General features: G+C 64.5%; 25 protein-coding genes and 1 other RNA gene. 6 read left to right on the top strand and 20 right to left on the bottom strand.

Annotation, left to right across the window (positions count from 1 at the left end; translation table 11 throughout):
- Positions 1-118: 118 nt before the first annotated feature.
- The 6 genes from ABQZ00_RS15830 to ABQZ00_RS15805 form a co-directional block, all read right to left on the bottom strand.
- Positions 119-1,588, bottom strand: a complete 1,470-nt coding sequence (locus ABQZ00_RS15830) for an aldehyde dehydrogenase (RefSeq protein ID WP_055851176.1) — start codon at positions 1,586-1,588, stop codon at positions 119-121.
- An 83-nt stretch (positions 1,589-1,671) separates the two neighbouring features.
- Positions 1,672-2,499: a p-hydroxycinnamoyl CoA hydratase/lyase gene (locus ABQZ00_RS15825; RefSeq protein ID WP_055851179.1), complete on the bottom strand. Its 828-nt coding sequence runs from the start codon at positions 2,497-2,499 to the stop codon at positions 1,672-1,674.
- Between the two features lie 32 nt (positions 2,500-2,531).
- Entirely contained in the window at positions 2,532-3,005 is a 474-nt protein-coding gene (locus ABQZ00_RS15820; RefSeq protein ID WP_323538810.1) for a MarR family winged helix-turn-helix transcriptional regulator, read from the bottom strand.
- A gap of 141 nt (positions 3,006-3,146) precedes the next feature.
- Positions 3,147-3,542 carry an EF-hand domain-containing protein gene (locus ABQZ00_RS15815; protein WP_323538811.1) on the bottom strand — a complete coding sequence of 132 codons (396 nt, stop codon included), beginning with the start codon at positions 3,540-3,542 and terminating at the stop codon, positions 3,147-3,149.
- Between the two features lie 187 nt (positions 3,543-3,729).
- A complete protein-coding gene (locus tag ABQZ00_RS15810; protein WP_115512455.1) occupies positions 3,730-4,452 on the bottom strand; it encodes a hypothetical protein in 723 nt (240 codons plus the stop codon).
- An 82-nt stretch (positions 4,453-4,534) separates the two neighbouring features.
- Complete coding sequence (locus ABQZ00_RS15805) at positions 4,535-5,440, bottom strand: SMP-30/gluconolactonase/LRE family protein (protein ID WP_323538812.1); 906 nt, start codon at positions 5,438-5,440, stop codon at positions 4,535-4,537.
- Between the two features lie 256 nt (positions 5,441-5,696).
- Here ABQZ00_RS15805 and ABQZ00_RS15800 point away from each other — a divergent pair, with 256 nt between their 5' ends.
- Complete coding sequence (locus ABQZ00_RS15800; RefSeq protein WP_115527161.1) at positions 5,697-6,806, top strand: Gfo/Idh/MocA family protein; 1,110 nt, start codon at positions 5,697-5,699, stop codon at positions 6,804-6,806.
- 413 nt (positions 6,807-7,219) lie between these two features.
- Here the strand turns inward: ABQZ00_RS15800 and rlmM are convergent, their stop codons facing one another.
- From rlmM to ABQZ00_RS15780, 4 genes are all read right to left on the bottom strand, one after another.
- The gene (gene rlmM / locus ABQZ00_RS15795; protein ID WP_323538813.1) at positions 7,220-8,263 is read right to left on the bottom strand and encodes a 23S rRNA (cytidine(2498)-2'-O)-methyltransferase RlmM; all 1,044 of its coding nucleotides are present in this window, start codon (positions 8,261-8,263) and stop codon (positions 7,220-7,222) included.
- 21 nt (positions 8,264-8,284) lie between these two features.
- The gene (locus ABQZ00_RS15790; RefSeq protein WP_055851196.1) at positions 8,285-8,845 is read right to left on the bottom strand and encodes a nucleoside deaminase; all 561 of its coding nucleotides are present in this window, start codon (positions 8,843-8,845) and stop codon (positions 8,285-8,287) included.
- A 24-nt stretch (positions 8,846-8,869) separates the two neighbouring features.
- On the bottom strand, positions 8,870-9,238 hold the full coding sequence (locus ABQZ00_RS15785; protein WP_115561371.1) for a hypothetical protein: 369 nt from the start codon (positions 9,236-9,238) through the stop codon (positions 8,870-8,872).
- 565 nt (positions 9,239-9,803) lie between these two features.
- Positions 9,804-10,733: a DMT family transporter gene (locus ABQZ00_RS15780; RefSeq protein WP_323521729.1), complete on the bottom strand. Its 930-nt coding sequence runs from the start codon at positions 10,731-10,733 to the stop codon at positions 9,804-9,806.
- Positions 10,734-11,113: 380 nt separating this feature from the next.
- Here ABQZ00_RS15780 and ABQZ00_RS15775 point away from each other — a divergent pair.
- A non-coding RNA gene (locus ABQZ00_RS15775) (sX9 sRNA) lies at positions 11,114-11,190 on the top strand.
- A gap of 59 nt (positions 11,191-11,249) precedes the next feature.
- On the opposite strand, the gene ABQZ00_RS15770 is transcribed toward ABQZ00_RS15775, so the two are convergent.
- A complete protein-coding gene (locus ABQZ00_RS15770; RefSeq protein ID WP_055851208.1) occupies positions 11,250-12,989 on the bottom strand; it encodes a glutamine--tRNA ligase/YqeY domain fusion protein in 1,740 nt (579 codons plus the stop codon).
- Between the two features lie 310 nt (positions 12,990-13,299).
- On the opposite strand from ABQZ00_RS15770, the gene ABQZ00_RS15765 reads away from it, so the two are divergent.
- Entirely contained in the window at positions 13,300-13,941 is a 642-nt protein-coding gene (locus ABQZ00_RS15765; protein WP_323538814.1) for a glutathione S-transferase family protein, read from the top strand.
- Positions 13,941-14,171: a putative signal transducing protein gene (locus ABQZ00_RS15760; protein WP_055851211.1), complete on the top strand. Its 231-nt coding sequence runs from the start codon at positions 13,941-13,943 to the stop codon at positions 14,169-14,171. The genes ABQZ00_RS15765 and ABQZ00_RS15760 overlap by 1 nt, the downstream gene beginning before the upstream one ends.
- Positions 14,172-14,322: 151 nt before the next feature.
- Here ABQZ00_RS15760 and ABQZ00_RS15755 read toward each other — a convergent pair whose 3' ends face one another.
- The 3 genes from ABQZ00_RS15755 to ABQZ00_RS15745 are packed head-to-tail and all read right to left on the bottom strand — an operon-like array spanning position 14,323 to position 17,398.
- A complete protein-coding gene (locus ABQZ00_RS15755; RefSeq protein WP_055851215.1) occupies positions 14,323-14,787 on the bottom strand; it encodes a response regulator in 465 nt (154 codons plus the stop codon).
- Positions 14,784-16,694, bottom strand: coding sequence for an ATP-binding protein (locus ABQZ00_RS15750; protein ID WP_323517751.1), 1,911 nt, complete (start codon positions 16,692-16,694; stop codon positions 14,784-14,786). Before ABQZ00_RS15750 ends, ABQZ00_RS15755 begins: the two co-directional genes overlap by 4 nt.
- On the bottom strand, positions 16,691-17,398 hold the full coding sequence (locus ABQZ00_RS15745; protein WP_055851220.1) for a helix-turn-helix transcriptional regulator: 708 nt from the start codon (positions 17,396-17,398) through the stop codon (positions 16,691-16,693). The genes ABQZ00_RS15750 and ABQZ00_RS15745 overlap by 4 nt, the downstream gene beginning before the upstream one ends.
- Before the next feature lie 124 nt (positions 17,399-17,522).
- Here ABQZ00_RS15745 and ABQZ00_RS15740 point away from each other — a divergent pair, with 124 nt between their 5' ends.
- Positions 17,523-18,038 carry an SgcJ/EcaC family oxidoreductase gene (locus ABQZ00_RS15740; RefSeq protein ID WP_323521732.1) on the top strand — a complete coding sequence of 172 codons (516 nt, stop codon included), beginning with the start codon at positions 17,523-17,525 and terminating at the stop codon, positions 18,036-18,038.
- Positions 18,039-18,134: 96 nt separating this feature from the next.
- Positions 18,135-18,785 (top strand): peptide-methionine (S)-S-oxide reductase MsrA, encoded by a 651-nt coding sequence (gene msrA, locus ABQZ00_RS15735; protein ID WP_323538815.1) that lies wholly within the window; start codon positions 18,135-18,137, stop codon positions 18,783-18,785.
- Positions 18,786-19,099: 314 nt separating this feature from the next.
- Here the strand turns inward: msrA and ABQZ00_RS15730 are convergent, their stop codons facing one another.
- The 6 genes from ABQZ00_RS15730 to ahpC form a co-directional block, all read right to left on the bottom strand.
- Positions 19,100-19,669 carry a type 1 glutamine amidotransferase family protein gene (locus ABQZ00_RS15730; protein ID WP_323521734.1) on the bottom strand — a complete coding sequence of 190 codons (570 nt, stop codon included), beginning with the start codon at positions 19,667-19,669 and terminating at the stop codon, positions 19,100-19,102.
- 415 nt (positions 19,670-20,084) lie between these two features.
- Complete coding sequence (locus ABQZ00_RS15725) at positions 20,085-21,053, bottom strand: transaldolase (RefSeq protein WP_323538816.1); 969 nt, start codon at positions 21,051-21,053, stop codon at positions 20,085-20,087.
- A 51-nt stretch (positions 21,054-21,104) separates the two neighbouring features.
- A complete protein-coding gene (gene rnk, locus ABQZ00_RS15720) occupies positions 21,105-21,545 on the bottom strand; it encodes a nucleoside diphosphate kinase regulator (RefSeq protein WP_055851460.1) in 441 nt (146 codons plus the stop codon).
- A 397-nt stretch (positions 21,546-21,942) separates the two neighbouring features.
- On the bottom strand, positions 21,943-22,884 hold the full coding sequence (locus tag ABQZ00_RS15715; RefSeq protein WP_055851233.1) for a LysR substrate-binding domain-containing protein: 942 nt from the start codon (positions 22,882-22,884) through the stop codon (positions 21,943-21,945).
- Positions 22,885-22,974: 90 nt separating this feature from the next.
- Positions 22,975-24,567 (bottom strand): alkyl hydroperoxide reductase subunit F, encoded by a 1,593-nt coding sequence (ahpF, locus tag ABQZ00_RS15710; protein WP_055851236.1) that lies wholly within the window; start codon positions 24,565-24,567, stop codon positions 22,975-22,977.
- Positions 24,568-24,757: 190 nt separating this feature from the next.
- Positions 24,758-25,321, bottom strand: a complete 564-nt coding sequence (gene ahpC, locus ABQZ00_RS15705) for an alkyl hydroperoxide reductase subunit C (RefSeq protein ID WP_011036070.1) — start codon at positions 25,319-25,321, stop codon at positions 24,758-24,760.
- Positions 25,322-25,509: the final 188 nt, after the last annotated feature.

The raw sequence follows: 25,509 nt of genomic DNA, 5'->3' as shown, positions 1-25,509 counted from the left end.
GCATTACGCGTTCACAGACACGTTGCCAACACACCAGCGGAGATGACGTGCCGTGGTGTACGGCACGTTGCATTGCGGCTACGCAGACATGCTCGCCGCGTAGCCGGTGACGTAAAACTCAACCGAGATAGACGGTCTTGGTTTCGAGAAATGCATGCAGTCCTTCGATGCCGCCTTCGCGACCAATTCCGGAATGCTTGACCCCGCCGAACGGCATCTCGATATCCACCCACATGCCATTGATCGAATGGCTGCCGCTGCGCACGCGTCGTGCAATGCGATACGCGCGATCAACATCCTCGCTATAGACGGTGCCGTGCAAGCCGTAGTCGCTTGCATTGGCCTTGGCGATCATGTCGGCCTCGTCGTGATAGTCGATGAAGCTCACCACCGGGCCGAAGATTTCTTCGCGGGCAATGGTCATGTCCGGCGTGACGTTGGCGAACACCGTCGGCTCGATGAAGAATCCACGCGGCAAATGCGCCGGGCGGTTGCCGCCCATCACCAGCTGCGCACCTTCGGCGCTGCCCTGTGCGATGTAGGACTGCACGCGTTCCAGTTGCCGGCCGAGCGCCAGCGGACCCATGCCGGTGTCGGCGGCGAACGGGTCGCCGAGCTTAACTGCGCTCAGTGCCGCGCAATATGCCTGCAGAACTTCGTCGCGCCGCTGCGCCGGCACCAGTACGCGGGTCAGTGCGAAACATACCTGCCCGGTGATCGGCATGGAGTAGGGCACCAGGCTGGGCAGCACTTTGGCGAGGTCGGCGTCTTCGAGCACGATGGCGGCCGACTTGCCGCCCAGCTCCAGGCCGACCCTCGCCAGGCGTTCTGCGCAGGCCACGCCGATCAGTCGCCCGGCCTGGGTGGAGCCGGTGAAGCTGACCTTGTCGACCAGCGGGTGCCGGATCAGCTGTTCGCCGACCTCGCGGCCGGCCGGCAACAGATTGAACACTCCATCGGGCACGCCTGCGGCGCTGATGCATTCGGCCAGGATGTACGCATCGATCGGGGTCTCTGGCGAGGGCTTGGCCACCACCGTGCATCCGGCGGCCAGCGCAGCGGCGACCTTGTAACAGAGCAAGACTAGTGGCGCGTTCCAGGGCGTGATCGCCACGACCACACCGACCGGTTCCTGCACCACATGCACGCGGCCGCCATTGGCGCGTGCGCGCGGCTCGACGAACGGATGCATGGCGATCAGATCGCCGTAGTAGTCGAACAGGCCGGGCGCCTGTTGCGAGGCGCGCCGGCTGAAACCGATGGTGGCGCCAACCTGGCCGGTCCAGGCTTCAGCCAGCTCCGGCATGCGTGCGCGCAGCTGGTCGGCGACGCGCTTGAGTATCACCCCGCGCTCGGGTGGCGACAGCTGCGGCCAGGGGCCGGTGTCGAAGGCGGCACGTGCCGCAGCCACCGCGGCTTCGGTATCTGCATGCGATGGTTCGGTGTAGCGCAGCAGGCGTTCTTCGGTATGCGGGGCGATCACATCGACATGGCGATCGCCGGTGCTTGCGCGCCACTGGCCGTCGATGAACAGGCCCAACGGCCCACGCGCGGCAATCCCGCGCAGTGTTGCGGATAAGGCTTCCATACTCCCTCCTCGGTGCAGAAAACCACTGGCAGCGCCAGCGATGCGTGGGTTGCACGCATCGCTTCAGGCGCCGTAGGACGTGCTTAGGCGCTGTTTTTCTTGAGGTCGTATTCGCCCAGGCCAGGCTTGTAGCTTTTCTCGTCGATGAATTGACGGATGCCTTCCTTGCGGGCGTTGTTGTCGAACGAGTTGGCCGCTTCCTGCATGCGCACCAGATAATCTTCGGCTTCGTCGTAGGTCATGGTGCCCACGCGGCGCACGGCGTCTTTGGCGTACTTCAGCGCGATCGGGTTCTTGCGTAGCAACAACTCGGCCACTTCGCGCGTGCGTGCTTCCAGTCGCTCCAGCGGCACGCTTTCGTTGACCAGGCGCCATTCGGCCGCTTTCTTGCCGTCGACCATTTCGCCGGTCAGCGTCATCCACATCGCATCGCGCATGGACAGCAGTTCGACCGCCACCTTGGTCACGCCGCCGCCCGGCAGGATGCCCCAGTTGATCTCCGACAGGCCGAACTGCGCTTCATCGGCGGCAATGGCCAGATCGCAGGCGAACAAAGGGCCGAAGCCGCCACCGAAACACCAGCCGTTGACCATCGCGATGGTGGGCTTTTGATACCAGCGCAGGCGCCGGAACCAGCCGTAGGACTCGCGTTGTGAACGGCGTACGCCGCGCAGGCCCTGTGCTTCGGTTTCGCGGAAGTACTCTTTCAGATCCATACCGGCCGACCAGGCAGTGCCTTCGCCGCCGAGTACCAGCACGCCGACGCTGTCGTCGAATTCCAGCTCGTCCAGTACATCCATCATGCGGCGGTTGAGCGCCGGGCTCATCGCGTTGCGCTTGTCCGGGCGTGCAAACTTCACCCAGGCAATGCGGTTTTCGATGCGAACCGATACCACGTCATGCTCGTTCAAGCGGCGTCTCCTTCAAGTCGGGGGCTGCGGGTTCAGAGGTCTTCGGCCAACGCGGTCTCTGCCACGGTTGTCCGCTCCAGCGTGGCGCTGGCGTTCAATTTGCAGAGCAGGCGGAGCAGGGTTTGTTGCTCGGCGGCCTGCAGGCCGGTACAGGTACGCGCGACGGCGCGCGCCAGGCAGGCCTGTCCCACCTCGAGCGTGCGGTGGCCCTGCTCGGTCAGATACAGGCCTTTACTGCGACGGTCGCGGCCGGCCAGGCGTTCGATCAGGCCTTGCTCGGCCAGCGCGTTGGCGATCTTCATGCCGGCGGCGCGGTTGACCAGCAGGCGGTTGCCGAGTTCAGTCTGGTCGCAACCGGGCTGGTCGCGGATGTGGATCAACGCAGTGACGCGTGCCGGGGTGAGATGCAGCTCGGCCAGTTCCTGGCGGGCGGCATGGCTGGACGCCAAGGTGGCCAGTTGCAGTTGGTAGCCGAGGTCTTTGGCAAGTGCCAGGCGAGCGGTCATCGATCCATCCAAATTGTATCCGTTAAATACAATCTAGCCGACCGAAGCGGGCGCTGCAAGGGGCATGCGTTGAAAACTGAAGTGCGGTGCGCGCCCGCTTAGTGCCGGCGCGCCTGCGTGCCGCGGAGGTGTGCGACGTGATTACTGGGTCAGCCAGCCGGCCAGCTGCTCGCGGGTCAGATAGCCGCTGTGGCGGGTGTCGAGCGCATCGAATTCATCGGCCAGCGCGGGGTTGGCCTGGGCTTCGGCACGGCTGATGCGGCCATCGCCATCCACGTCCATCGCCTGGAAATCGATGCGGTAGCTGCCGACCACGCTGCTGGGCTGGATCGAGCGCACGATCACGCTCGATTCGCCGCGCGGGCGTTCCAGTTGGGTCTGGTGCGTGATTTCACCGCTGGACAGCGGTTGGGTGCGGATGACGTTGGGCACATCGATCAGCGGCATGCTGCTGGCCGGGGTAGGTGCCTGCTGGGCGGAGGCGATGCCGCAAACGAGCAGCAGTGCGGTGAGTGTGGCGATACGGCGGATGGTCATCAGATCCCCCTGATGTAGAACAGCCGGTAAGGATAGAGGGTGTGGGCAGCTTGCGGTGGGTGGCATGCGGGTGGGATGTGGCGCATCGCCAGATCCCTTGCGCAAGCTGGGCGCAGCGGGCGGGGCAGTCGGCATCAACGCTGGATCTAGCGGGGCGACGGCACGTTGCCGTCGCCTTGCAGGTCACTCAGCCGGGGATGAAGGGAAATACGATCTTGAGCAAGCCCTTCAAGCCGCCTTCCGCGGTGCTGGCCACCGCTTTGGCGCCCAGACTGTTGAGTGCGCGACGCACATCGTCCCAGCGCAGCTGCGCAATGTCCTTTTTCAGCAAATCCGCCACTTCTTCGGCGGTGGGCGTGAGCTTTTGCAATTCGCGTACCGCCGCCTGCGGATCCTGCTGCAGATAGCCCCAGCGTTCGGCGATTTTCAGTAGCGTGTCGAAGCGCACCGCCACCACTTCGCGATTGCGTTCGTATACCGGCAACGCGCCGACATCGAGAATGGCTTGCTCGAATTGCTGTGCGTCGTCGGGATGTTCGATTCGCACCGCCAGAAAACCTTCCTTGCGGCTGCGTTCGCTGACGTGTTTGGCACCGGAGCGCAGGTTGTCTTCGGTCAGCACGTTGGCCACGATGCGCTGCATCGCCGCGTCGCCTTCTTCGGGCACCAACGCGCGCCAACGCGCATAGCCATCGCGACGCAAGGCCTTGACCTTGGCCGAGGTGACACGTAGCTGCAGTGCGACAAGGGCGTTGGAGCTATTGCGCGAGATGGCGCCATCGCGCTCCAGCAGCACGAAGATCAACAGTTCCAGGTCGCGTTTGGTCAGCGACTGAAACCCCTGCAACAGGGTCAGTCGCAGGAATTCGCTGCCAAAGGCGGCCGCATCCTTGAGTTCGATGGGTTGCATGGGGGAGTCCTCCGCGGGTGACCTGCAGGATGCCAGGATGCTGTTGCGCGGCCTGAGAACCAATGCGACGCGCGCAGCAGTTTCAGAGCCCGGTTTCGCGCCCGGGGCGATCGGATCTGAACGTTTCAACTGCGCCGCGATCCTGCAGAGTGACGAACACCTGTTTGCCATCGCTGCCACCGAAGGCGACGTTGCTGGCCTTGCGGCCTTTCAGCGCGACCGTGCGCAGCAACTTGCCCGCCGGCGACACCACCGCGATCTGTCCGGCATCGTAACGGGCGATATACAGATTGCCGTCGGCATCGCAGCGCATGCCGTCCATACCGAAATCGGGAAACGCGATCAGCAGACGCTTGTTGCGCACGCTGCCATCGTCCAGGCGGTCGTACACCCACACTTTGCGCGACATGCTTTCGTTGACGTAGAGGTGCTTGCCGTCCGGGCTGACGTCCAGTCCATTCGGCGTGGTCATGCCCGATTCCAGCAGCCGCACTGCGCCATCGCGACCGATGTGCCACAAACGGCCGCTGTTGTCTTTCCAGTTCGGGTCGCTGGCATAGAAACTGCCATCGGGTGCCAGTGCCAGATCGTTGGGACCATCGGAATCGGGCAGCGAGGCGAAGGTGCTCACCGCGCGCGTGGGCAAATTCACTTGCAGGATCTTGTGGCTGGTGTAATCGGCCACGTACATTGCGCCGTCGCGAAAGCGAATGCCGTTGCCGGTGCTGCCGGCAGGCAAGGTGACAAACACCTCGGCAGTTGCGCTGCCGTCTGTTTGCAACGCGATGCGTGCAATGGTGCCGTCCTTGCCCAGATTCACCGCATACAGCGCGCCGTCCGGGCCTGCTGCCGGGCCCTCGGCGTTATGCGTGAATGCGCCGTCGCCAATCAGGTCGCGCGCAACGAACGGCGGATCGGCAGCGATGGCGAGCGAGCTGGACAACAATAGCGCCAGTGGCAGGAAACGATGGCGGGCAGCAGCGGTCATGCGGAATCCTCCAGAGATGATCGTTGGCAGTGTGCCAGACCGTGCAGCGCGACCATGGCGATGATCACGTGCGATCAAGTAAGGTGCGCGGGCAGTAGTGGATCGGAGCAGCCGATACATGACGGCGTATCGTCGAGCCGATGTGGCCGATGCGTGCCATGTCGCGCCTGCATCGCAGCGTCCGCTGCGCTAATGCTGTCTGCACGATGCCGCTTGGCAAACGCTGGTCGCTATTCTCTCTAAGAAGGAGGTTTGCATGTCCGTGGAATCCTTGACACGTCGCCGCTTGCTTGCCGCCTTCGGCAGTGCCGGCATCCTGCTTGGCGCACCTGCATGGGCGTTGCCGAAAAAGAAGCCGGGAAAACCGCTCAATGTGGCACTGGCAGGGTTGGGAAGTTATGCCAGCGAGCAACTCGCGCCGGGCCTGGCTTTGACCAAACACTGCAAGCTGGCGGGCATCGTGACCGGCACGCCGTCGAAGATTGGGCAGTGGCAATCCAAGTACGGCATTGCCGATCGCAACGTCTACAACTACGACAACTTCGACCGTATCGCCGACAACGACGACATCGATGTGGTCTATATCGTCACGCCGACTCACATGCATGCACCGCTGGCATTGCGAGCGGCGGCGGCCGGCAAGCACGTGTGGTGCGAAAAGCCGATGGCGATGCATGCGGGCGAATGCGAGGCGATGATTGCGGCCTGCAAACGCAACAAGGTGGCGTTGACGATCGGCTACCGCATGCAGCACGAACCCAATACGCGGCGTCTGATCGCGATGGCCGGCGAGAAGCCGTTCGGCGCGATGCAGCGCGTGCGTGCCGAGGCCGGCTACAACGGCTATCGCGATACGACCAAGGCCGATCGCCCGTGGCGGCTACGCTCGGAATTCGGTGGCGGTGCGATGTACGACATGGGCGTGTATCCGCTCAATGCCGCGCGGTACACCGTGGGCGCCGAGCCCCTGGCGGTGACCGCCAAGCGCTGGACCGACCGTCCCGAGTTGTTCGACGAGGTCGACGAACATATGGATTTCACGCTGGAATTTCCCAATGCCGTGCGTGCGGCATGCAAGACCAGCTTCGGTGCCAACATGAACGTGCTACGCGCCGACTGCGAGCGTGGCTGGTACGAGCTGTCGCCGTTTCAGAGCTATCAAGGCGTCACCGGCAAGGCCAGCGACGGCCGCGTCTTCGATGTCAAAGTGCCGCATCAGCAGGCATTGCAGATGGACGAAGACGCCTTGGCGATCATCAATGGCACGCCGTTGCGTGCGCCAGGCGAAGAAGGTTTGCGGGATATCCGTATCGTCGATGCGATCTACCGCTCCGCGCGTGAAGGCAGCAAGCGCATCGTGCTGTAAGTCGGCTGGTTTCGGCGGTCGCTGGGCCGCCGAAACAATGAAGCAGCAAGTCGTGGCAACTAGCGGCCGGAGCATGGGGGTGGAAGCTTCCAGTACCCTTCAAGATCCACCACCAGCCACCGCTGCTCCAATTCCATTCCAACACCTGTGCACGCTAGGCACATAGCTCATCGCGCAACGATTGCTGGAATTCATGGCGAACACGTGCCGGCAACGCGCCGATCAACCGCTTCTGCGAATCCCGAGCCTCGAACTCCCGCATCCCCGCATCCGCACCAGCGTCTGCACGCGCATCACAAAGGCAGTGCTCACTGCGCAATAACTGCCGGAATCCACGGCTAACATGTGCAAACAACGCGCCGACCAACCGCTTCTACCACTCCCTAATCCCGACTCCCCAATCCCAGCTCAGCTCAGTCACGCATCGCCAGCACGGTGATCTCTTCGCGATCGTGATACAGCTGCTTGGCCCGCACGGTCAGCGATTTTTCGGCCTGCTGTTCAAACAGATCCAGGCACAGGCGCGTCTCGTCCCAGCGCTTTTTCATCGGCAGTTTGAGGTTGAAGATGGTGTGGCGGCACCAGCCTTCGCGCACCCAGGTGGCCATGCGTTCGGCCACGCGGCGCGGTTGCTCGACCATGTCGCAGACCATCCAGTCGAGCGGTTGCGCCGGCTTCCAGTGAAAGCCGTCGGCGCGCAGATGTTCGACCAGCCCGGTTTCCAGCACATGCTCGCGTAGCGGGCCGTTGTCGACGCTGGTGACATGCACATGTTGGCGGGTGAGCACCCAGGTCCAGCCGCCGGGTGCGGCGCCCAGATCGGCCGCTCGCATGCCGGGTTTGACCAGACGCTCGCGTTCCTCTGGCGTGAGCAGGGTGAGCAGCGCTTCGTCGAGCTTCAGTGCCGAGCGCGATGGCGCTTCCGGCAGCAACTTCAGGCGCGGAATGCCCAGTGGCCACGGCGCACTGTCGTCGGCATCGGCTACCGCCAGCAGTGCGTGGTCGCCATCGAGAAAACACACATGCAAGCGCGGCAGTCGCGGTTGCGGCTTGTCGGTGAGCAGGCCGGCCTTGCGCAGTGCCGGGCGCAACGCATTGCCGAAGCTGCGCGCCAGCCCCGCCAGCGGTTTGCCGGCGTCCGAATCCGGGTGCTCCACCCACAAATCGCCAAAGCGCTGCTGCCCTTCCAGTGCGGCCAGGATCGGGGTGATGCGGTCTTTGGGGTCGATGCCCTTGAGTTCGGCCAGTACCACCAGTTTCTGCCGCGCAAAGATCAGCTCGCGCCAGTGCAGCTTTGCAGCCAGCTGTGCGGCCTCATCGCAGACGAACAGCACATAGCCATCGTTGCGCTGCGTACGCGCATAGCCGGCGATGCCGACGAACGCGGCGCGCGCACTCAGTTCGGCCGCCAGTTCCGGCTCGAAGCCTTGGCGGCAATAACACAGCAGTCCGCTCATCGCAGCGCTCGCAAGGACAGGTCAATAATGATCACCGCCGCCCTCGCCGTAGCTACGCAGCACCGCACAAGCCTGTTCGCGTTGCACATCGCGGACCACCTCGATGCCGCGGCGGGTGAGCTCGCCCACCCAGTCGGCAGGCAGCGGGCCTTCATCGAATTCGGTCAGTGCCATCACGTCTTCGGCGCGTGCGCCGATCAACAGGCGGTCGATACCGGCCCATACCGTGGCGCCATAGCACTGGCAACATGGCTGCGCAGAAGTGGCCAGCGTTACCGGCGACAGCACGTCGTTCAAGCGTGGCGTCTGCAGGCGCTGCTGCGCGAGCATGTAGGCCATGTTCTCTGCATGCGCCAGCGAGGTGTTTTGCGGCACCACGCGGTTGACCGCAGCCGCGATGATGTGATGATCCGGGCCGAACACGACAGCGCCAAACGGGCCGCCGCTGCGCGCTTCCACGTTCATCCGCGACAGCGCGATGGCCAGCGCCACCTTGTCGTCGTCGCCGGGATAGGCGCGGCTGGCGTCTACAAACTCATGAATCCAGGCGGGCAGGGTGAGGTGGACTTGCGCGTAGAGCATCAGTGGACCGGTTGCCGAGACGAATCAAGGTCTCAGTGTATCGGTCGTTGCCCGCGTTGCGGCACATTGGCCGGAAACGCACTGGCAGGCGTCGATCGGGCGGAAGCCGCAGACACCCACCATCCCGCTGGCCTGGCATTGCGCCGCAACGGCTTTGGGGTTGGTGGGGCTGTTGACGTTGACGCAGGCCGGCAACTTGCCGCAACAGCTGCCCACGTCCTTGACCATGCAGTCGGCATCGGTGCGGCAGGTGGTATTCACCTGGGCGAGCTTGATCGGCGACACCGCTGGACGGGTTGCCGCCTCGGTGGGCGGGGCAGTCACACAGCCCATCAGAACCAGGGATGCGATCAGTAACAGACTGCTTAGACACCAGGACAAGGCACGGGACATGTGGCTGCTCCGATCACGGTAAGTGAGTTTCATGGTAAGCCCTGGCCGCCGCGAATGTGGTCCGTATGACACCTGACGCATCGCAGAGTGCCTGGCCGGGTGACGCACTGCGCCATTTGCCGGTCACGACGCGCGCGAGAGCGAGCCGACCGTAGAAGCGCGCGCCGATATGCAGTGGTGAAACGCGCGTTGGTCATCGCAGTGGCGGGCGCCGTCACAGGCAATCGCCATTCGCTGGTGGGGACTGCCGGTTTTTGCGACGTCATCATCGGCGCCGACGCAGTGCAGAGCTGCAACGGTTGGCAAGCGCTAACTGCTGCATGCTTTCATCGCGGTCGGCGTTGGGCAGCTCGGCGTCGGGCGGGTCGGGGACGAACATGCACAGCACGTCGGCCGGGGTGACCGCTTGTACGGTTTGCTGCGGCTGCGAGCAGCCCGCCAAGCCGATCGAAAGCGAAAAGACCGCTCCGTAGAGCGCTCGCTTGCCTTGTCGTGGGAGGCACATGGTGGTGTTCCATTGAAGACAGCGTGCAATCTAGGCCGATGCGCGCGCAGGCCGGTTGCGTCAATTCGCTTCCGCATGCAGCGCTGCGCACCACAGCACGCCGACCAGCAAGCAGGCGATCGCGGCCAGCTCCAGTGGCGTGGGCAGGCGCATTTCCCAGGCAAACCCGTACAGCAGCGCAAACACGGTTTCGAACACGATCATCTGCCCGACCAGGGTCAGTGGCAGCACGCGGCTGGCGCGGTTCCACAAGGCATTGCCGATCACCGATGCCAGGATGCCCAGCAGCAGCGAAACACCCCAAAAACTTGCCCAATCGATCGTTGCATGCGCTGCGCTGCCAATCATCGCCGCCGGCGCCAGCAACGCGGCCAGTGCGCCGGTGACCACGCCGGTCAGCAGCGACCAGTCGCCACCGGAGAGGTCGGGACGGCGACGCAACCAGCGCGCATTGGCGATCGAATACGCCGACCACGAGACCAGTGCACCAACTGCGCACAACAGGCCGGCAATGCGGGTGAGGCGGTCGCTCGCCTGTTGCCCGGAGTCGTCCTGCACGGTGTCCAGGGCTACCAGCGCCACGCCGATGACGCACAGCGCGCACGGCGCGGCAAGCCGCCGCAGTTGCACCGCGCCGGCAGCACGCGTGCCGATGATGGTGACCACCACCGGCAGCAACCCGATGATCAGCGCCGTGGCCGCGCTACCGGCCCACTGCACGGCGCTGCCCAGCAAGACGTAATAAATCAGATTGCCCATCAGGCTCAGACGAACCAGCGCCCACCACTCGGCGCGGCCCAACCGGGCGGCGGTTTGTCGTGCACGCGGTGCGAGTACCAGCGCGGCGACCGCGCCATACGACAGGTAGCGCGCCACCGCCAATTGCAACGGGGTAAACGCCGACAACAACTGCGGCGCCAGAAACACCAGTCCCCACAACGCGCCCGCACCGATGCCGCAGGCGACGCCCATCATCATGCGCTCACGCATCGTGCGTCTCCTTCATGCCATCCACTGCAGCGTGCAGTGCAGCGCGGCGTTGATCAAGCTCGCCGATCACGCACGCCCGCCGCCCTGAGATGGCTGTGTGTCGCGATAAAGCGGGCAACAGTCGTGTGCCCGTAAGCAGCGTGCCCAATGCGATCTGGCATTCCTCTCAGCGATCGTTCGATTGCCGACGTCGCGCCGGACGATTGGCCGCCGCGTGCACGGGTGGGCATCGCGACTACGACACCGCAGCGATCAGCAGCCGGATGGCCGCAAGCTGGCTGTTCGAACAAAGTGGGTGAACGCTTGCATGCGCACATTCAGAGCAGCTAGCAGCGCTTCTTTGCAGCCGCCAGGCGAGCGAGGCCGGTGCCCGGTGCGGCATGGACCACTCGTGCGCACCGCCTCTGAGTGCGCCGTCCGCAGCCACTTCACGATTGCTCGCTACGCTTTGTTGGCCGCTCCAACCACTCAGCGACGCCTGCGTTGCCGCAAGCATCGCCGAAGTGGCTGCCGCACTTACTTGGCCCAGGTATCGCGCAAGGTCACGCTGCGGTTGAACACCGGCGTGGCCGCGCTGTGATCGCGGCGGTCGGCAACAAAGTAACCGGTGCGTTCGAACTGGAACGCCTGCTCCGGTGCCGCCTGCGTCGCCGACGGTTCCACATAGCCGCGCACGCTGCGCTTGGACTCGGGGTTGAGATAGTCGCGGTAGGTCTTGCCTTCGGATTCGTCGTCGGGTTTTTCCACCGAAAATAGACGGTCGTACAGGCGGATTTCCGCTTCCACCGCATGCACCGCGCTGACCCAATGGATGGTGCCCTTGACCTTGCGGTTCGCACCTTCCATGCCGGGGCGCGATTCCGGATCCAGCCAGCCGCGCAGCTCGACGATCTGCCCCGCGTCGTTCTTGATCACCTCATCCACGCGCGCGATGCCGGCGCCGCGCAGGCGGATTTCGCCGCCCGGCACCAACCGCTTCCAGCCCTTGGGCGGGACTTCGGCAAAATCTTCGCGATCGATCCACAGCTCGCGTGCGAACGGCACCTCACGTGTGCCGAAGCTCTCGTCCTTGGGATGATTGGAAAACTGCAGTGTCTCGGTATGGCCGTCGGGCAGGTTGGTCAGCACCAGCTTGAGCGGGTCGATCACCGCCATGCGGCGCGCTGCGGTGGTATCCAGATCTTCGCGCAGGCAGCCTTCCAGTACCGAGAAATCGATCAGCGAGTTCTGCTTGCTGATGCCCACACGGTCCACAAACAGGCGCATCGCCGCCGGCGTATAGCCGCGACGACGCAGGCCCTGCAGCGTGTACATGCGTGGGTCGTCCCAGCCATCCACCAACTGTTCTTCCACCAGCGCGGTGAGCTTGCGCTTGCTCATCACCGTGTAGTTGATGTTGAGGCGCGAAAACTCGATCTGACGCGGCTTGGCGGCTTCGCGCGGCAGACCCTTGTCCAGCAGCGGCTGCAGCAGCGCCGGATGCCCGGCCAGGTCCACCTTGTCCACGCACCAGTCGTACAGCGGGCGGTGGTCTTCGAATTCCAGCGTGCACAGCGAGTGGGTGATGCCTTCCACCGCATCGCCCAGCGAATGCGCAAAGTCGTACATCGGATAGATCGGCCAGGCGTTGCCGGTGTTCTGATGTTCCACATGCTTGATGCGGTACAGCGCCGGGTCGCGCAGATTGATATTGCCGCTGGCCATGTCGATCTTGGCGCGCAGCGTACGTGCGCCATCGGGGAATTCGCCGGCGCGCATGCGGCCGAACAGGTCCAGGTTTTCTTCGACGCTGCGCTCGCGGTACGGCGAATTGCGGCCCGGCTCGGTCAAGGTGCCGCGGTATTCGCGCACCTGCTCTGCGCTGAGATCGCAAACGAACGCATGGCCGTCGCGGATCAGCTTCTGCGCAGCCAGGTAATACACATCGAAGTAGTCCGACGCGTGGCGCAGCTGCGCCCATTCGTAGCCCAGCCAGCGCACGTCGTCCTGGATGGCGGCCGCGAACTCGGGGTCTTCCTTGGCTGGGTTGGTGTCGTCCAGGCGCAGATTGCACAGCCCGCCGAACTCGGCCGCCAGGCCGAAGTCCAGGCAGATCGCCTTGGCGTGGCCGATGTGCAGGTAGCCATTGGGCTCGGGCGGGAAGCGGGTGCGGATGACCGTGTGCTTGCCGCTGGCCAGGTCCTCGCGAACGATCTGGCGGATGAAGTCTTTCTTCTCCGCCGGGGCGGTGGCGTCGGTGGCTGGAATCTCGGACATGCGGGGCATCGGCAATAAGTAAACCGCAAGTTTAGGCGGTGGCACCGGTTAGGGGTAGGCGGTGGGGCAGTGCGGCGCGTTTTGCGATGTTTTTACTGCCGTCGGCACCGTCAGTGGGCTCCGCGCGCCCGGCCAGCAGCGACATCCCGTGGTCAAGGGCCAGTCTCAAAACCTTATCGAAGGAAGCGGTGGCAGGCGGTGGTGCCATCGCGAACGTGCGTGAAGGGCGCTGGCAGCGCCCGATCGGCCACGGCTGGCGGTGGCCGGCCCCGACGCGTACGCTGCGCCGACCCTCTGCAGCGAGCTGCGCATGCCCTTGCCCCGTCTGGTGATCGGCGACAAAACCCTGTCTTCCTGGTCGTTGCGGCCGTGGCTGCTATTGCGGCATTTCCAGGTGCCGTTCGACGAAGTCTGCCTGCCGCTGGACACGCCGCAGTTCCAGGCGCGCATCGCCGGTTACTCGCCCACTCGCAGGGTGCCGGTGCTGTGGGACGACAGCCTGCATGTCTGGGACTCGCTGGCAATTTGCGAATACATCAACGAGCGCTGGCTCGACGGCCGTGGCTGGCCGGCGGATCTGGCGGTGCGGGCTCAGGCGCGCGCGGCTGCGGCCGAAATGCATTCGGGCTTTGCCGCGTTGCGCACGCAGCTGCCGATGGATTTGGCCCGTCCCCCCGGCCCGGCGCAGTGGGATGCAGCGGCCGAGCGTGATATCACCCGCATCCAGGCCCTGTGGGCCAGCCTGCGCGCCGAGCACGGCCATGCCGGCAACTTCCTGTGCGGCGAATTCGGCATCGTCGATGCGATGTACGCCCCGGTGGCGCTGCGCTTTGCCAGCTATGGCGTACCGCTGTTCGAGGCCGCTGGCGATTACCTGGCTGCCCTGGATGCGCTGCCGGCGCTACGCGAATGGCGCAACGGCGCAGAACGCGAACGCGCGGAGCGCGGCTGATGCAGATCGCCTATCGCGCCAGTCACATCATCGATGCGCATCTGGCCAAGCACGCGCTGGAAGATGCCGGCATCACCGCCTTCGTGTTCGGCGAATCGCTGCTGGGCGGCGCCGGAGAATTGCCGGCCTTCGGCGTGCTGCAGGTCTGCGTGGCCGACCTGCAGCTGAGTCAGGCGCAGGCGGTGCTGGCCGACATCGGCCTGTGTGGCGAAGTCACCCGCGCGCTATAGCGTTGAAGCAGCGCAGCGCCCCCCGTAGGAGCGCACCTGGGCGCGACGAGGCGTTTATCGGCAAAGCTTCATCGCGCCAGGGTGCGCTCCTGCGCGGGCGTTATCGGCAAAGCCCGGTCGCGCCCAGGTGCGCTCCTACGACGCGCACGCATCATTCCGACTGACGCCACCCTGGCGGCGCGGCCTCTGGCGCGGCCAGCGCGCGCAGGCGCTTGAACAGCACCGTGGTTTCGGCCACGTTCCAGACCCGCAGCGCGACTTCGAAGGTATCCAGCGGCTTGGTCAAGAAGTCCTTGGCGCCCAGGCCCAGGGCGCGGTGGCGCGCGCTGCGGCTGGGGTCGGCGGTGAGCACGATCACCGGCAAGAAATGCCCCGGATCGGACAGCCGCGCCAGCTGTTCCAGCAGCGCGTAGCCGTCTAGCTCGGGCATCTTCAGATCCAGCAGGATCAGGTCCGGCGCGAACGCCGACACCAGCCCCATGACCCGCAGCGGATCGGTGGTGGCGATGACCTGCTGGAAGCCTTCGCGCTGCAGCAGGTCTTCGAGCAGCCGCACATTGGCCGGCTCGTCGTCGACGATGAGGATGCGAGAGCCCAGGATTTCGTCGCGTGTCATGCCAGCAGCCTGTCGATCACGGTGAAGAATTCCGCCACGTCGAGCGGTTTGGTCAGATACGCACGCACGCCCTGATTGCCGACGCGCGCCAGGGTGGCGGTGGTGGCATCGGCGCTGATCACCACCACCGGCACCTGCGCCGTGGCCGGCTGCGCTTGCAACTCGCGCAACAGCTCCTCGCCGTTGCCGTCGCTCAGGTGCAGATCCAGCAGGATCAGATCCGGCACGCCTTGCTGCAACAACTCGCGCGCTTGCGCCAGGCTGGCGGCTTCGAGCAACTGCCATTGCGGGCGACGCTCGGTGAGGGTGCGGATCAGCGCTTGGTTGGACGGGTTGTCCTCGATGCTCAGCAGCCGGCACACCGCGCTGCCGCTGGTGCTGGGCGGAAGCAGGATGCGTGCTGGCTCGTTGGGTTGCGGCTCGCCTTGCGGTAGCGAGATCCAGAAGCGTGCGCCATCGCGGCTGCTGTCCACGCCGATCTGCCCACCCATCGCCTCGATCAGGCGCTTGCTCAGTGCCAGGCCCAGACCCGTCCCTTCCACGGCCGATCGCTCGGCACCGAGTCGCTCGAACGGCGTAAACAAGCGCTCGATCTGCGCAGGCGTCAGCCCCGTGCCCTGATCGGCCACGGTGATACGCAGTTGTTCGCCATCTGCTTGTGCGGTGACCTGCACCTGACCGCCGGGACGATTGAACTTGACCGCGTTCGACAGCAGATTGAGCAGCACCTGACGCAGCCGCTGCGCGTCGGCGCGGACCGTCCACGGCCCCTCGATGGCGGCCGGTTGCAATGCAATGCCGTACTTGTCGGCATCCGGCGCGATCAGGCCCAGCGCTTCGTGCACGGCCGCGCGCACCGAAATGGGTTCCGGGCTGAGATCCAGTTGATCGGCTTCGATCCGCGCGATGTCCAGCAACTCGGTGATCAGCCCCAGCAAGTGCCGGCCGGCGCCCAAAATGTGCTGCAGATGGCGGCGGTGGCCCGGTTCGGGCAGGTCCATTTCCAGCACCTGCGCATAGCCCAGAATTGCGTTGAGCGGCGTGCGCAGTTCATGGCTGCTGCGCGAGAGAAATTCGGTTTTCGCGCGGTTGGCGGTTTCTGCATCGCGCCGTGCCAGTTGCGCTTCGGCCGCGCGTGCGGCCAACAGTTCGCTGGCCTGCGCCAGCCGCTGGCCGACCTGGCCCAACTCATCGCCGGCGCGCGGTTGCGGTGCCAGCGGCAGGCCTTCGCCCAGTCGGTCGGCGTTGGCCGCCAGCGTGCGCAGCCGCCCGGACAAGGCCGAGGCGAACCACGCCACCGCAAACACCGCGCCCAGGCCGCCGAGCATGGCCGCGCTCAGGGTGATGATCAGATTGCGCTGGCGCAGCCCTTGCGCCTTGGCGGTGCGCACTTGCAACTGCGCGGTTTCGTAATTGCGCAACTCGCGCAGTTCCGCACGCAGGATGTCGAGCTTGTACTTGCCGTCCCAGAGCTGACGGATCTCTTCTTCGCGGCTCAGGTCCGGTGCCAGCAAACGACGCCAACCCTGCATTTTTTCCGCAAATAGCGGCTTGATGCGCGCGAATCGCTGCGCCTGCACCGGGTCGGTGATGCGTTGCGAGAGCCGTTCGGCCACGCGTTGCAACCGCGGTTCGGCATCGCGGTACGGGGTGAGGAATTCATCGCGGCGCACCAGGCGATAGCCGCGCACACCGGCTGCGGTTTCGGCCAATAGCGCATGTGCTTCGTACAGGTCGCTCAATACTTCCAGTGTCTGGCGCACATCGTTTTCGGCGGCGATGTTCTGCCGCTCCACGCTATAGATCGCCATCAGCGCCACGGCCAGCAACAGCAACGGCAGTGTAACCACCGCCAGACTTTTACGGGTGATTGGCCAATCGTTCCAACGCACTGCCAATGCATTCATAGCGCGAGTCCGGCGTGGACCGCGTACACCGCGGCCTGGGTGCGATCTTTTACCTCAAGTTTCTGCAAGATTCGCTCCACATGCACTTTTACCGTGCCGGGAGAAATCCCCAGTTCAGCTGCCAGCGTGGCATTGGTGAGTCCGCGCGGCAGCAGCGACAAGACCTGTTTCTCGCGTTTGCTCAGCGCACTGAGGCGGTCGTCCTGCTGGGGTTTGCGCCGACGCGTGGCGATCGGCTTGGCCGGTTCGGCCACCATTGCCGGCAGCAACAGTGCGAAGGCCTGCAGCGCCTGCACGTCATCGTTGCCGGGCGCAGTGCGGCTGTCGGTCCAGGCCACGCACAGCATGCCGTGGGTGGTGCCCAGGGCATGGATCGGTACTTTGGCTTCGCGCATGTCGCTTGGGCGCGGCGGCATCAGCCAGGCGGCTTCGTGACCGTCGCCGGCCGCACTGGCACCGGGGGGCAGTGCCCGCCCGCGGCTGGCAAGCACCTGCGCGCGCGGCCCGCGCTGCGCCAGCACGGCGCCGTGCTCCAGGCCCAGCAACAGCAGCACGCGGCTCAGTACTGCATCGCAGGCTTGCTCCGGCGTGTGGGCCTGACGCAGGGCCACGGCCGCCTCCAAGAGCGCCTGCCAACGTGCGCTGTCTGAGGCCTCGCGCCGCAAGGTCAGGCGCCAATCGCCAGCATTGGTAGGGGCTTCCATAGGTTCGTTCTAGGCCGATCAGCATATTTGAGTATATGCCAATCGGCAGAATTGTTGGGGGTGTTTGATTTCGATACTGAGCTTGCCCGATGAGGCACCCACAACAACCTAACGGAGATTTTCCATGCGCCGCACCCTGTTCTCTTTGGTTCTGGCTCTGGCTGCCACCCCGGCGCTGGCCGGCGGTGTGATGCACTACGCAGACAAGGCCGCACTGCCGGCTGGCGGCGAAGAGCGCGAAGTCGCTGCGCTGTTCGACACCTGGAATGCCGCGCTGGCGACAGGCAACCCGCACAAGGTGGCCGATCTGTACGCGCCGGACGGCGTGCTGCTGCCGACGGTCTCCAACGAAGTGCGCGCCTCGCGCGAGCAGATCGAAAACTACTTCGAACTGTTCCTGACCAAAAAGCCCAAGGGCGTGATCAATTACCGCACCGTGCGTGTGCTCGATGACGACAGCGCGGTGGATGCCGGCGTCTACACCTTCACGCTGACCGACAAGAGCGGCAAGAAGAGCGACGTGCAGGCGCGCTACACCTTCGTCTACGAGAAGCGCGACGGCAAGTGGTTGATCATCAACCACCACAGCTCGGCGATGCCGGAAGTCGATACGCGTGCGGCGGTCGCCAAGGCCAAGTAAGCGCTGCATCGGCGGCGAGCGCCGGTCGGGCAGGCTTGAAAGCTGCTGCGGCCGGCGCCATCCAGCAGGCAATCCTCACGATTGCGGAGTTGCACCATGCTGGGAATCGGCGCCTTTAAACAACGTATGCCACGTCCGGGCGAGGCACTGCCAGGACGCGAGCAAGCGCTGCCGCTACACAACACGCACCTGATCAACGGTCACCCGTTGCGCGGGGAATTTACCGGCCTGGCCCAGGTGCAATTCGGGCTTGGTTGCTTCTGGGGCGCGGAACGCAAGTTCTGGAGCGCACCGGGGGTGTACACCACCGCAGTGGGCTATGCGGGCGGCGAGACACCCAATGCGACCTACGCGGAAGTGTGCTCCGGACAGACCGGCCATACCGAAGCGGTGTTGGTGGTGTACGACGAAGCGTCGGTGTCGTTCGCGCAGTTGCTGCGCACGTTCTGGGAAAGCCATGACCCCACCCAGGGCATGCAGCAAGGCAACGATGTCGGCACGCAATACCGTTCGGCCATCTATTGCACGACGCAAGCGCAATACGACGCGGCACTTGCCAGCCGCGACGCCTATCAGCAGCAGCTGGATGCCGCAGGGTATGGCGCAATCACCACGGAGATCCGTTTCCCGGCGCCCACGTTCTACTACGCCGAAGACGATCACCAGCAGTATCTCGCCAAGCACCCCAATGGCTATTGCGGGCTTGGCGGCACGGGAGTGAGCTGCCCGATCGGGCTGGATGCCTGACGGAAAGGCAGGCCGGATTGAAGCGCTGTCAACCACGTGATCGTGGCAGCGCGCCGATGGCCAATAGTGACCGGCAGCGTTATCACGATCAGGCAGCGCATGGGAGTGCATGCCAGGCAACTTGAATGGCTACGTCGGAGACGACGTAGCCATCTTTTTTTGTGCGGCGTGCGCAAGACGCGCTGCCGTCGCCTCGTGTGGTTGATAGGCAAACTGGCCAGCGGATCATTGCAGCCAATCGGTGCAATGCATCGGTGCGGCGAATCACAGCACTCAGTGGGTGCAACGCGCTGGGCGTGCTTGAATCCGTTGACTCAGACGAATTCGCCGGCAAACATGCCGCGCAGCTGCGCAAGCGTGTCGGTGCGTTCGGGATGCAGCAGACGCATGCAGGCCAGCGCAAAGCCGACCGGGCTGGTGCCGGGTGCGGTGATGACGCTGTCAGCGGTGACGACTTTCTCGTGGCGATACTGTGCGGCCCCGGCATAGGGCACCACATGTTCCTGCAAAAACGCCAGCGCGTTGCTGGTATGCGCGCGTTCGTCGAGTAGGCCTGCATACGCCAGCGCGATGGTGGCGCCGCAGATGGCGGCGACCGGTCGCTGGTGTTGCACGCGTTCGACCAAGAGACCGCTTAAGCCGGGGATTTCGCCTGCCTGCCAGCGCTCGCTGCCGGGCAGGATCCACAGGTCCGCGTCCAGCGGCGCCAGATCCGAGAGCGCGAATTCCGGAGCGATCCGCAGCCCGCCGATGGACTGCACCGGCTGACCATCGATGCTGGCAATGGCTACCTGATCGCCAAACCACTCGCGCGCCGCTGGCAGCACCACACCGATTTCCCAATCGGCCACACCATCGACCATCACCACTGCAATGTTTGCCATTGTCCGCTACACCAGTTGAGGTCTCTGGATTCTAGGCAGTGCGCGCGCGGCGATTGTAAGCAAGGTGTGCAGACGCGCAGGGGGCGGGCGGTATCGCGGCCTGGTCCATCGGCTGCTCGAACGGAGCTTGCTTGACAGATGCGCGGGGCGGCTGAGGATGGCCACGCTGTGCGAGGCACGCAGTGTCGATCAGATCCGTCGCGTTACCTGCGTTACCTCACTAGACCGCGTGGGCCAGCGCCAGAGAGGTGCGCGACGCAGCGGCATCGACTTGCGGGTGTTGTATCGGATACGCGGGAAGTCGTATTCGGCCGGGATTCCAAGCCCCGGTGCGACTGCCGCTGCAACCCCGAAAACGACAACGCCCGCAGCATCGGCCGCGGGCGTTGGTGGTCGCACTTGTACGTTAAGACAATCAGCCGGCCAGCTTGTCGGCGATGGTCTTGCGCAGGGCTTGCAGATCCTTGGCGAAGGTGTCGATGCCGCCGGCCAGCTTTTCGGTGGCCATGGGGTCGGCCGCCAGGTCGTTGGCGAAACTGTCGCTATTGATCGGCGTGATCTGCACGGTTTCGGCTTTGGCCGGGGAGAGCTTGCGCGGCAACTCGCCGTGTTCGGCGTCGAGCTTTTCCAGCAGATCCGGCGAGATGGTCAGGCGGTCGCAGCCGGCCAGCGCTTCGATCTGCGCGGTGGAGCGGAACGAGGCGCCCATCACCACGGTCGACGAGCCGCGTCGCTTGAACTCGTTGTAGACGGTGCGCACGAACACCACGCCCGGGTCTTCATCGATGTTGGCCGGGGTCTGCCCCTGGGCGACGTAGTAATCCAGGATGCGGCCCACGAACGGGGAAATCAGGAACACGCCGCCTTCCGCGCAGGCCAGCGCCTGCGAGTGGTTGAAGATCAGCGTGAGGTTGCAGTCGATGCCTTCGCGTTGCAGCTGACGGGCGGCTTCGATGCCTTCCCAGGTCGCTGCGATCTTGATCAGGATCTTGTCCTTGGACACGCCACGCTCGGCGTACATCGCAATGAACTTGCGCGCCTTGGCGATGGTGGCCTCGGTGTCGTGAGCCAGGTCGGCGTCCACTTCGGTAGACACGCGCCCCGGCACCAGTTCGGCCAGCTTGACGCCCACGCCGATGGTGAGACGGTCGGCGACCTCGTGGATGGTGGCGGTGCGATCGTCGCCGCCGTGCTCGCGGCCCCAGGCCAGTTCGCGCTCGATCAGATCGGCATAGACCGGCAGGTCCAGCGCCTTCTTGACCAGAGTGGGATTGGTGGTGCAGTCGACCGGCTTCAGTCGCTTGATGGCGTCGTAATCGCCGGTGTCGGCAACAACGACAGACAGGTCGCGCAGTTGGGCAAGCTTGGAGGGGGATGCAGTCATGCGGGTTCTCTCGAATCGTGGAACGGGTCGGGGATGACGCAGCGCGCTACGTTAGCGCGCCGCGCGCTGGAAGTCGCCCGCGGCTGCGGGTTGATCGTGTACGGCGGTCACGCGCAAGCGCAGGTCGCGCCCGTCAGGCGTGCGCCAGTCGATGCTCTGGCCGACCGACAGGCCAAGCAGCGCACTGCCCACCGGCGCAAGCACCGAGATGCGGCTGTGCTGGACATCGGCTTCATGCGGGTACACAAGGGTGAGCGTATGCCGTTCGCCGTGCAGCTGGTCTTCGCATTCGATGCGCGAGTGCATGGTGACGACATCGCCGGGAATCTGGTCGGGCGGCAGCACACGTGCGCGGCCCAGTTCGTCGCTCAGCGCAGTGGCGGCGGGATGCTTGTTGAAGGCGGGGGAATCGAGCAAGGCCTCAAGCCGGGCGAGGTCGTGGCTGGAAACAAGGATGGATGGCGGCAAGCCGCTGTGATGTTGGGAAGTCATGGCACTCTCCTGACGAATACGGCTCGCCAACATGGCAAGCGGCACCGACAAGATGAGGGCGCCGTTGGCCGATCCCAATACATGCTGCCCGGCGGAAACATGTGGTGACTTGGGGCAGGCCGACGTGGTTCTTTTTTCAAGCCACTGGCGTTAACGCGGCGATCAAGCGAGCGCTGCGAGAGAGTTCTAAGGGCGCAGATGGCAGGATCAAATGCCTGCCCAGGTAAGCCAGACGGAGTGGCTACACCGATGAATCTGCAGCCGAAGAAAAACACCAGCTGGAAAAAACAAAAGGCGCCGCTTGCGCGCCGCCGATGTTTGTTGTCTACGAATGTCGCGCAAAGCGACCACAGCCATGAAACGCTTTTGCGATTCCCGATTCCCGATTCCCGATTCCCTAAGCCGCCACCGCCTTGGGGCCTGTCGCAGGCTGATCCAGCGTAAACAGGCTCTCCGGCAATTCCTTGAACAACTGCGACAGCTGCTCCAGGAACGCGGTCATGGCCGAGCTGCGACGCCACGCCATGGCAATGCGGCGGCTGGGTTGCTTGTCTTCGCGGAAGCGAATCAGGCGGATGTTTTCCGAGCGGGCGACCGGCGGTTTGACTGCCAGAAGCGGTAGCAGGGTGACGCCGACATTGGCAGCGACCATCTGACGCAAGGTTTCCAGGCTGGTGGCCTGGAATTCCGACTTCTCCAGCGCGCCGGCCAGATGGCAGACATCCAGCGCCTGTTCGCGCAGGCAGTGGCCGTCTTCCAGCAACAACAGGCGTTGTTCGGACAGATCGTCCAGCGTCATGCTGTCGTGGCGCGACAGCGGATGGCCTTCCGGGACTGCCAGCACAAAGGGTTCTTCGAACAAGAATTCCGCATGCAGCTGATCGTCCTGCAACGGTAGCGCCAGCAGTGCCGCATCCAGGCGGCCTTCGCGCAACTGGTGCATCAGTCGGTCGCTTTTTTCTTCGATCAACAGCAGCTCCAGCCGCGGAAACCGCTCGCGGATGCGCGGCACCACATGCGGTAACAAATAGGGCGCCAGCGTGGGGAAGATGCCCAGCCGCACGGTGCCCGCTTCCGGATCCTGGCTGCGCCGCGCGGCTTCCTTCATCTGTTCCACTTCGGCAACGATGCCGCGTGCGCGCATCGCCGCTTCGCGGCCGGCCGGCGTCAGCATCACCTTGCGCGGTGCGCGCTCTACCAGCGGCACACCCAGCTCGTCCTCGAGTTTCTTGATCTGGGTGGACAGCGTCGGTTGACTGACGAAACACGCCGTCGCGGCGCGGCCGAAATGCTTGTGGTCGGCCAGGGCTACCAGATACTTCAAGTCACGCAGATTCATGTGCAGCAGCCCTCAAGGCGGTGACGGTTAACGACTGACGCGTGATGCAGCTTAGCGCCCGGCGTGGCCGGGCGATGGCTGTCGTTGCGCTTATGCGGCCTGCGCAACGTTTTCGGCGCTGACCGGTGCGCTGGAGCGGATCAGGTGATCGAATGCGCTCAGTGCGGCCTTGGAGCCTTCGCCCATCGCGATCACGATCTGCTTGTACGGCACCGTGGTGGCATCGCCTGCCGCAAACACACCCGGTACGCTGGTCTGGCCACGGTCGTCGACGATGATCTCGCCGCGCGGCGACAGCTCCACCGTGCCACGCAGGAACTCGGTATTGGGCAGCAGGCCGATCTGCACGAACACGCCTTCCAGATCGATGTGCTGGCTGTCGCCGCCGGTACGGTCCTTGTAGACCAGGCCGGTGACCTTTTGCCCGTCGCCCAGCACTTCGGTGGTCTGCGCGCTGGTGATGATGCGCACGTTGTGCAGGCTGCGTAGCTTGCGTTGCAGTACCTCATCGGCACGCAGCTTGTCGTCGAACTCCACCAGCGTGACATGCGCCACGATGCCGGCCAGGTCGATCGCCGCTTCCACACCCGAGTTGCCGCCACCGATCACCGCCACGCGCTTGCCCTTGAATAGCGGGCCATCACAGTGCGGGCAGTAGGCCACGCCCTTGTTCTTGTACTGGTCTTCGCCCGGCACGTTCATCTGCCTCCAGCGCGCACCGGTGGACAGGATCACGGTCTTGCTCTTGAGCGAAGCGCCATTGGCCAGCTTGATCTCGACCAGGCCATCGGCACCGGCCGGGATCAGCTGCTCGGCGCGCTGCAGATTCATGATGTCCACATCGTACTGACGCACGTGCTGTTCGAGCGCGGCCGCCATCTTCGGGCCTTCGGTTTCCTGCACGGAGATGAAGTTCTCGATCGACATGGTGTCCAGCACCTGCCCACCGAAACGCTCGGCGGCCACACCGGTGCGAATGCCCTTGCGCGCGGCATACACCGCTGCTGCCGCGCCGGCCGGGCCACCGCCGATCACCAGCACGTCGAAGGCGTCCTTGGCGGCGATCTTGGCGGCATCGCGCTTTGCGGCATTGGTGTCGAGCTTGGCGACGATCTGCTCCAGCGTCATGCGGCCCTGGTCGAACAGCTCGCCGTTCAAGTAGACGGTGGGCACCGACATGATCTGGCGGGTTTCGACCTCGTCCTGGAACCATGCGCCATCGATGGCGACATGCTTGATGCGCGGGTTGAGCACGGCCGCCAGATTCAGCGCCTGCACCACGTCCGGGCAGTTCTGGCACGACAGCGAGAAATAGGTTTCGAACTGGTAGTCGCCATCCAGATGCTGCACCTGCTCGATCAGCTCGGCGGCAGCCTTGGACGGGTGACCGCCTACCTGCAGCAGCGCCAGCACCAGCGAGGTGAACTCGTGACCCATCGGCAGGCCGGCAAAGCGCAGCGAGATGTCCTGGCCAGGCGAGGTCAGCGCGAACGAGGGTTTGCGCTGGTTGTCATCGCGGTGGACGTCCAGGCTGATCTTGTCCGACAGCAGCACCAGGTCTTCGAGCAGGTCGAGCATTTCGCGCGAGCCGTCGCTGTCGTCGATCGAGGCGTGGATCTGGATCGGGCGCGTGACCCGTTCCAGGTAGGCAGTCAGCTGGGTCTTGAGATTGGCATCCAACATGGAAAACTCCTGGGAATGGGCAAGGGGAGGGCGTGGCGTCGCTGCCGAAGGGCAGGTCGCCGGGGAAGGAAGGAGGTGAACCGCAGCCGGCGCGAGGTCGGGATGCGTGCTGGCGATGGCTGGCGGGCAGCTCGGCACCGGCTCCGGTTCACCCCCGGCCCGATGAACCGGGCCAGGGATGCGCGGCGGCTTAGATCTTGCCGACCAGGTCCAGCGACGGAGCCAGGGTCTTGGCGCCTTCCTTCCACTTGGCCGGGCAGACCTGGCCAGGATTGTTGGCCACGAACTGCGCTGCGGTCAGCTTGCGCAGCGTCTCGGTGACGTCGCGGGCGATCGAGTTGTCGTGGATTTCCAGGGTCTTGATCACGCCTTCCGGGTTGATGATGAAGGTGCCGCGCAGGGCCAGGCCTTCTTCTTCAATGTGCACGCCGAAGGCGCGGGTCAGCTTGTGGGCCGGGTCGCCGATCAGCGGGAACTGCGCCTTGCCCACGGCCGGCGAGGTCTCGTGCCACACCTTGTGCGAGAAGTGCGTGTCAGTGGTGACGATGTACACCTCGGCGCCAGCCTTCTGGAACGCGGCATAGTTGTCGGCGGCGTCTTCCACTTCGGTCGGGCAATTGAAGGTGAATGCGGCGGGCATGAAGATCAGCACCGACCACTTGCCCTTCAGGCTGGCCTCGGTGACTTCGATGAAGTTGCCGTTGTGGTACGCATTCGCCTTGAACGGCTGGACCTGGGTGTTGATGAGAGACATTGAGTTTCCTCGTGCGATGAAAGGGGGCAGGGGATGGAACAGCCGTCATGGTAGGCAGGATCGATAGATTTCTCAAATCGATTAATGGAATTGCATAGATAGGTTTTGGCTATCGATATTGCAGACGGCATCTGGCGCTACGGGTGGGCCGGTCCATCTCCGATAATGGTCGGCCGATGTTTCGCATG

It is taken from the genome of Xanthomonas sp. WHRI 10204, assembly GCF_040202875.1.
Lineage (GTDB): Bacteria > Pseudomonadota > Gammaproteobacteria > Xanthomonadales > Xanthomonadaceae > Xanthomonas.
Note: the sequence above shows the minus strand (reverse complement) of the source record. Positions and strands in the feature narration are given on the sequence as shown.

Excerpts from the sequence above, each read along its gene's own strand:
- ABQZ00_RS15790 (WP_055851196.1), bottom strand. The coding sequence starts at position 8,845 with ATGCTCTACGCGCAAGTCCACCTCACCCTGCCCGCCTGGATTCATGAG.
- ABQZ00_RS15715 (WP_055851233.1), bottom strand. The coding sequence starts at position 22,884 with ATGAATCTGCGTGACTTGAAGTATCTGGTAGCCCTGGCCGACCACAAG.
- ABQZ00_RS15750 (WP_323517751.1), bottom strand. The coding sequence starts at position 16,694 with ATGAATGCATTGGCAGTGCGTTGGAACGATTGGCCAATCACCCGTAAA.
- ABQZ00_RS15805 (WP_323538812.1), bottom strand. The coding sequence starts at position 5,440 with ATGACCGCTGCTGCCCGCCATCGTTTCCTGCCACTGGCGCTATTGTTG.
- ABQZ00_RS15785 (WP_115561371.1), bottom strand. The coding sequence starts at position 9,238 with ATGTCCCGTGCCTTGTCCTGGTGTCTAAGCAGTCTGTTACTGATCGCA.
- ABQZ00_RS15745 (WP_055851220.1), bottom strand. The coding sequence starts at position 17,398 with ATGGAAGCCCCTACCAATGCTGGCGATTGGCGCCTGACCTTGCGGCGC.
- ABQZ00_RS15730 (WP_323521734.1), bottom strand. The coding sequence starts at position 19,669 with ATGGCAAACATTGCAGTGGTGATGGTCGATGGTGTGGCCGATTGGGAA.
- ABQZ00_RS15770 (WP_055851208.1), bottom strand. The coding sequence starts at position 12,989 with ATGTCCGAGATTCCAGCCACCGACGCCACCGCCCCGGCGGAGAAGAAA.
- msrA (WP_323538815.1), top strand. The coding sequence starts at position 18,135 with ATGCTGGGAATCGGCGCCTTTAAACAACGTATGCCACGTCCGGGCGAG.
- ahpF (WP_055851236.1), bottom strand. The coding sequence starts at position 24,567 with ATGTTGGATGCCAATCTCAAGACCCAGCTGACTGCCTACCTGGAACGG.
- rnk (WP_055851460.1), bottom strand. The coding sequence starts at position 21,545 with ATGACTTCCCAACATCACAGCGGCTTGCCGCCATCCATCCTTGTTTCC.
- ABQZ00_RS15765 (WP_323538814.1), top strand. The coding sequence starts at position 13,300 with ATGCCCTTGCCCCGTCTGGTGATCGGCGACAAAACCCTGTCTTCCTGG.
- ABQZ00_RS15820 (WP_323538810.1), bottom strand. The coding sequence starts at position 3,005 with ATGACCGCTCGCCTGGCACTTGCCAAAGACCTCGGCTACCAACTGCAA.
- ABQZ00_RS15830 (WP_055851176.1), bottom strand. The coding sequence starts at position 1,588 with ATGGAAGCCTTATCCGCAACACTGCGCGGGATTGCCGCGCGTGGGCCG.
- ABQZ00_RS15815 (WP_323538811.1), bottom strand. The coding sequence starts at position 3,542 with ATGACCATCCGCCGTATCGCCACACTCACCGCACTGCTGCTCGTTTGC.
- ABQZ00_RS15780 (WP_323521729.1), bottom strand. The coding sequence starts at position 10,733 with ATGCGTGAGCGCATGATGATGGGCGTCGCCTGCGGCATCGGTGCGGGC.
- ABQZ00_RS15725 (WP_323538816.1), bottom strand. The coding sequence starts at position 21,053 with ATGACTGCATCCCCCTCCAAGCTTGCCCAACTGCGCGACCTGTCTGTC.
- ABQZ00_RS15800 (WP_115527161.1), top strand. The coding sequence starts at position 5,697 with ATGTCCGTGGAATCCTTGACACGTCGCCGCTTGCTTGCCGCCTTCGGC.
- ABQZ00_RS15810 (WP_115512455.1), bottom strand. The coding sequence starts at position 4,452 with ATGCAACCCATCGAACTCAAGGATGCGGCCGCCTTTGGCAGCGAATTC.
- ahpC (WP_011036070.1), bottom strand. The coding sequence starts at position 25,321 with ATGTCTCTCATCAACACCCAGGTCCAGCCGTTCAAGGCGAATGCGTAC.
- ABQZ00_RS15760 (WP_055851211.1), top strand. The coding sequence starts at position 13,941 with ATGCAGATCGCCTATCGCGCCAGTCACATCATCGATGCGCATCTGGCC.
- ABQZ00_RS15755 (WP_055851215.1), bottom strand. The coding sequence starts at position 14,787 with ATGACACGCGACGAAATCCTGGGCTCTCGCATCCTCATCGTCGACGAC.
- rlmM (WP_323538813.1), bottom strand. The coding sequence starts at position 8,263 with ATGAGCGGACTGCTGTGTTATTGCCGCCAAGGCTTCGAGCCGGAACTG.
- ABQZ00_RS15740 (WP_323521732.1), top strand. The coding sequence starts at position 17,523 with ATGCGCCGCACCCTGTTCTCTTTGGTTCTGGCTCTGGCTGCCACCCCG.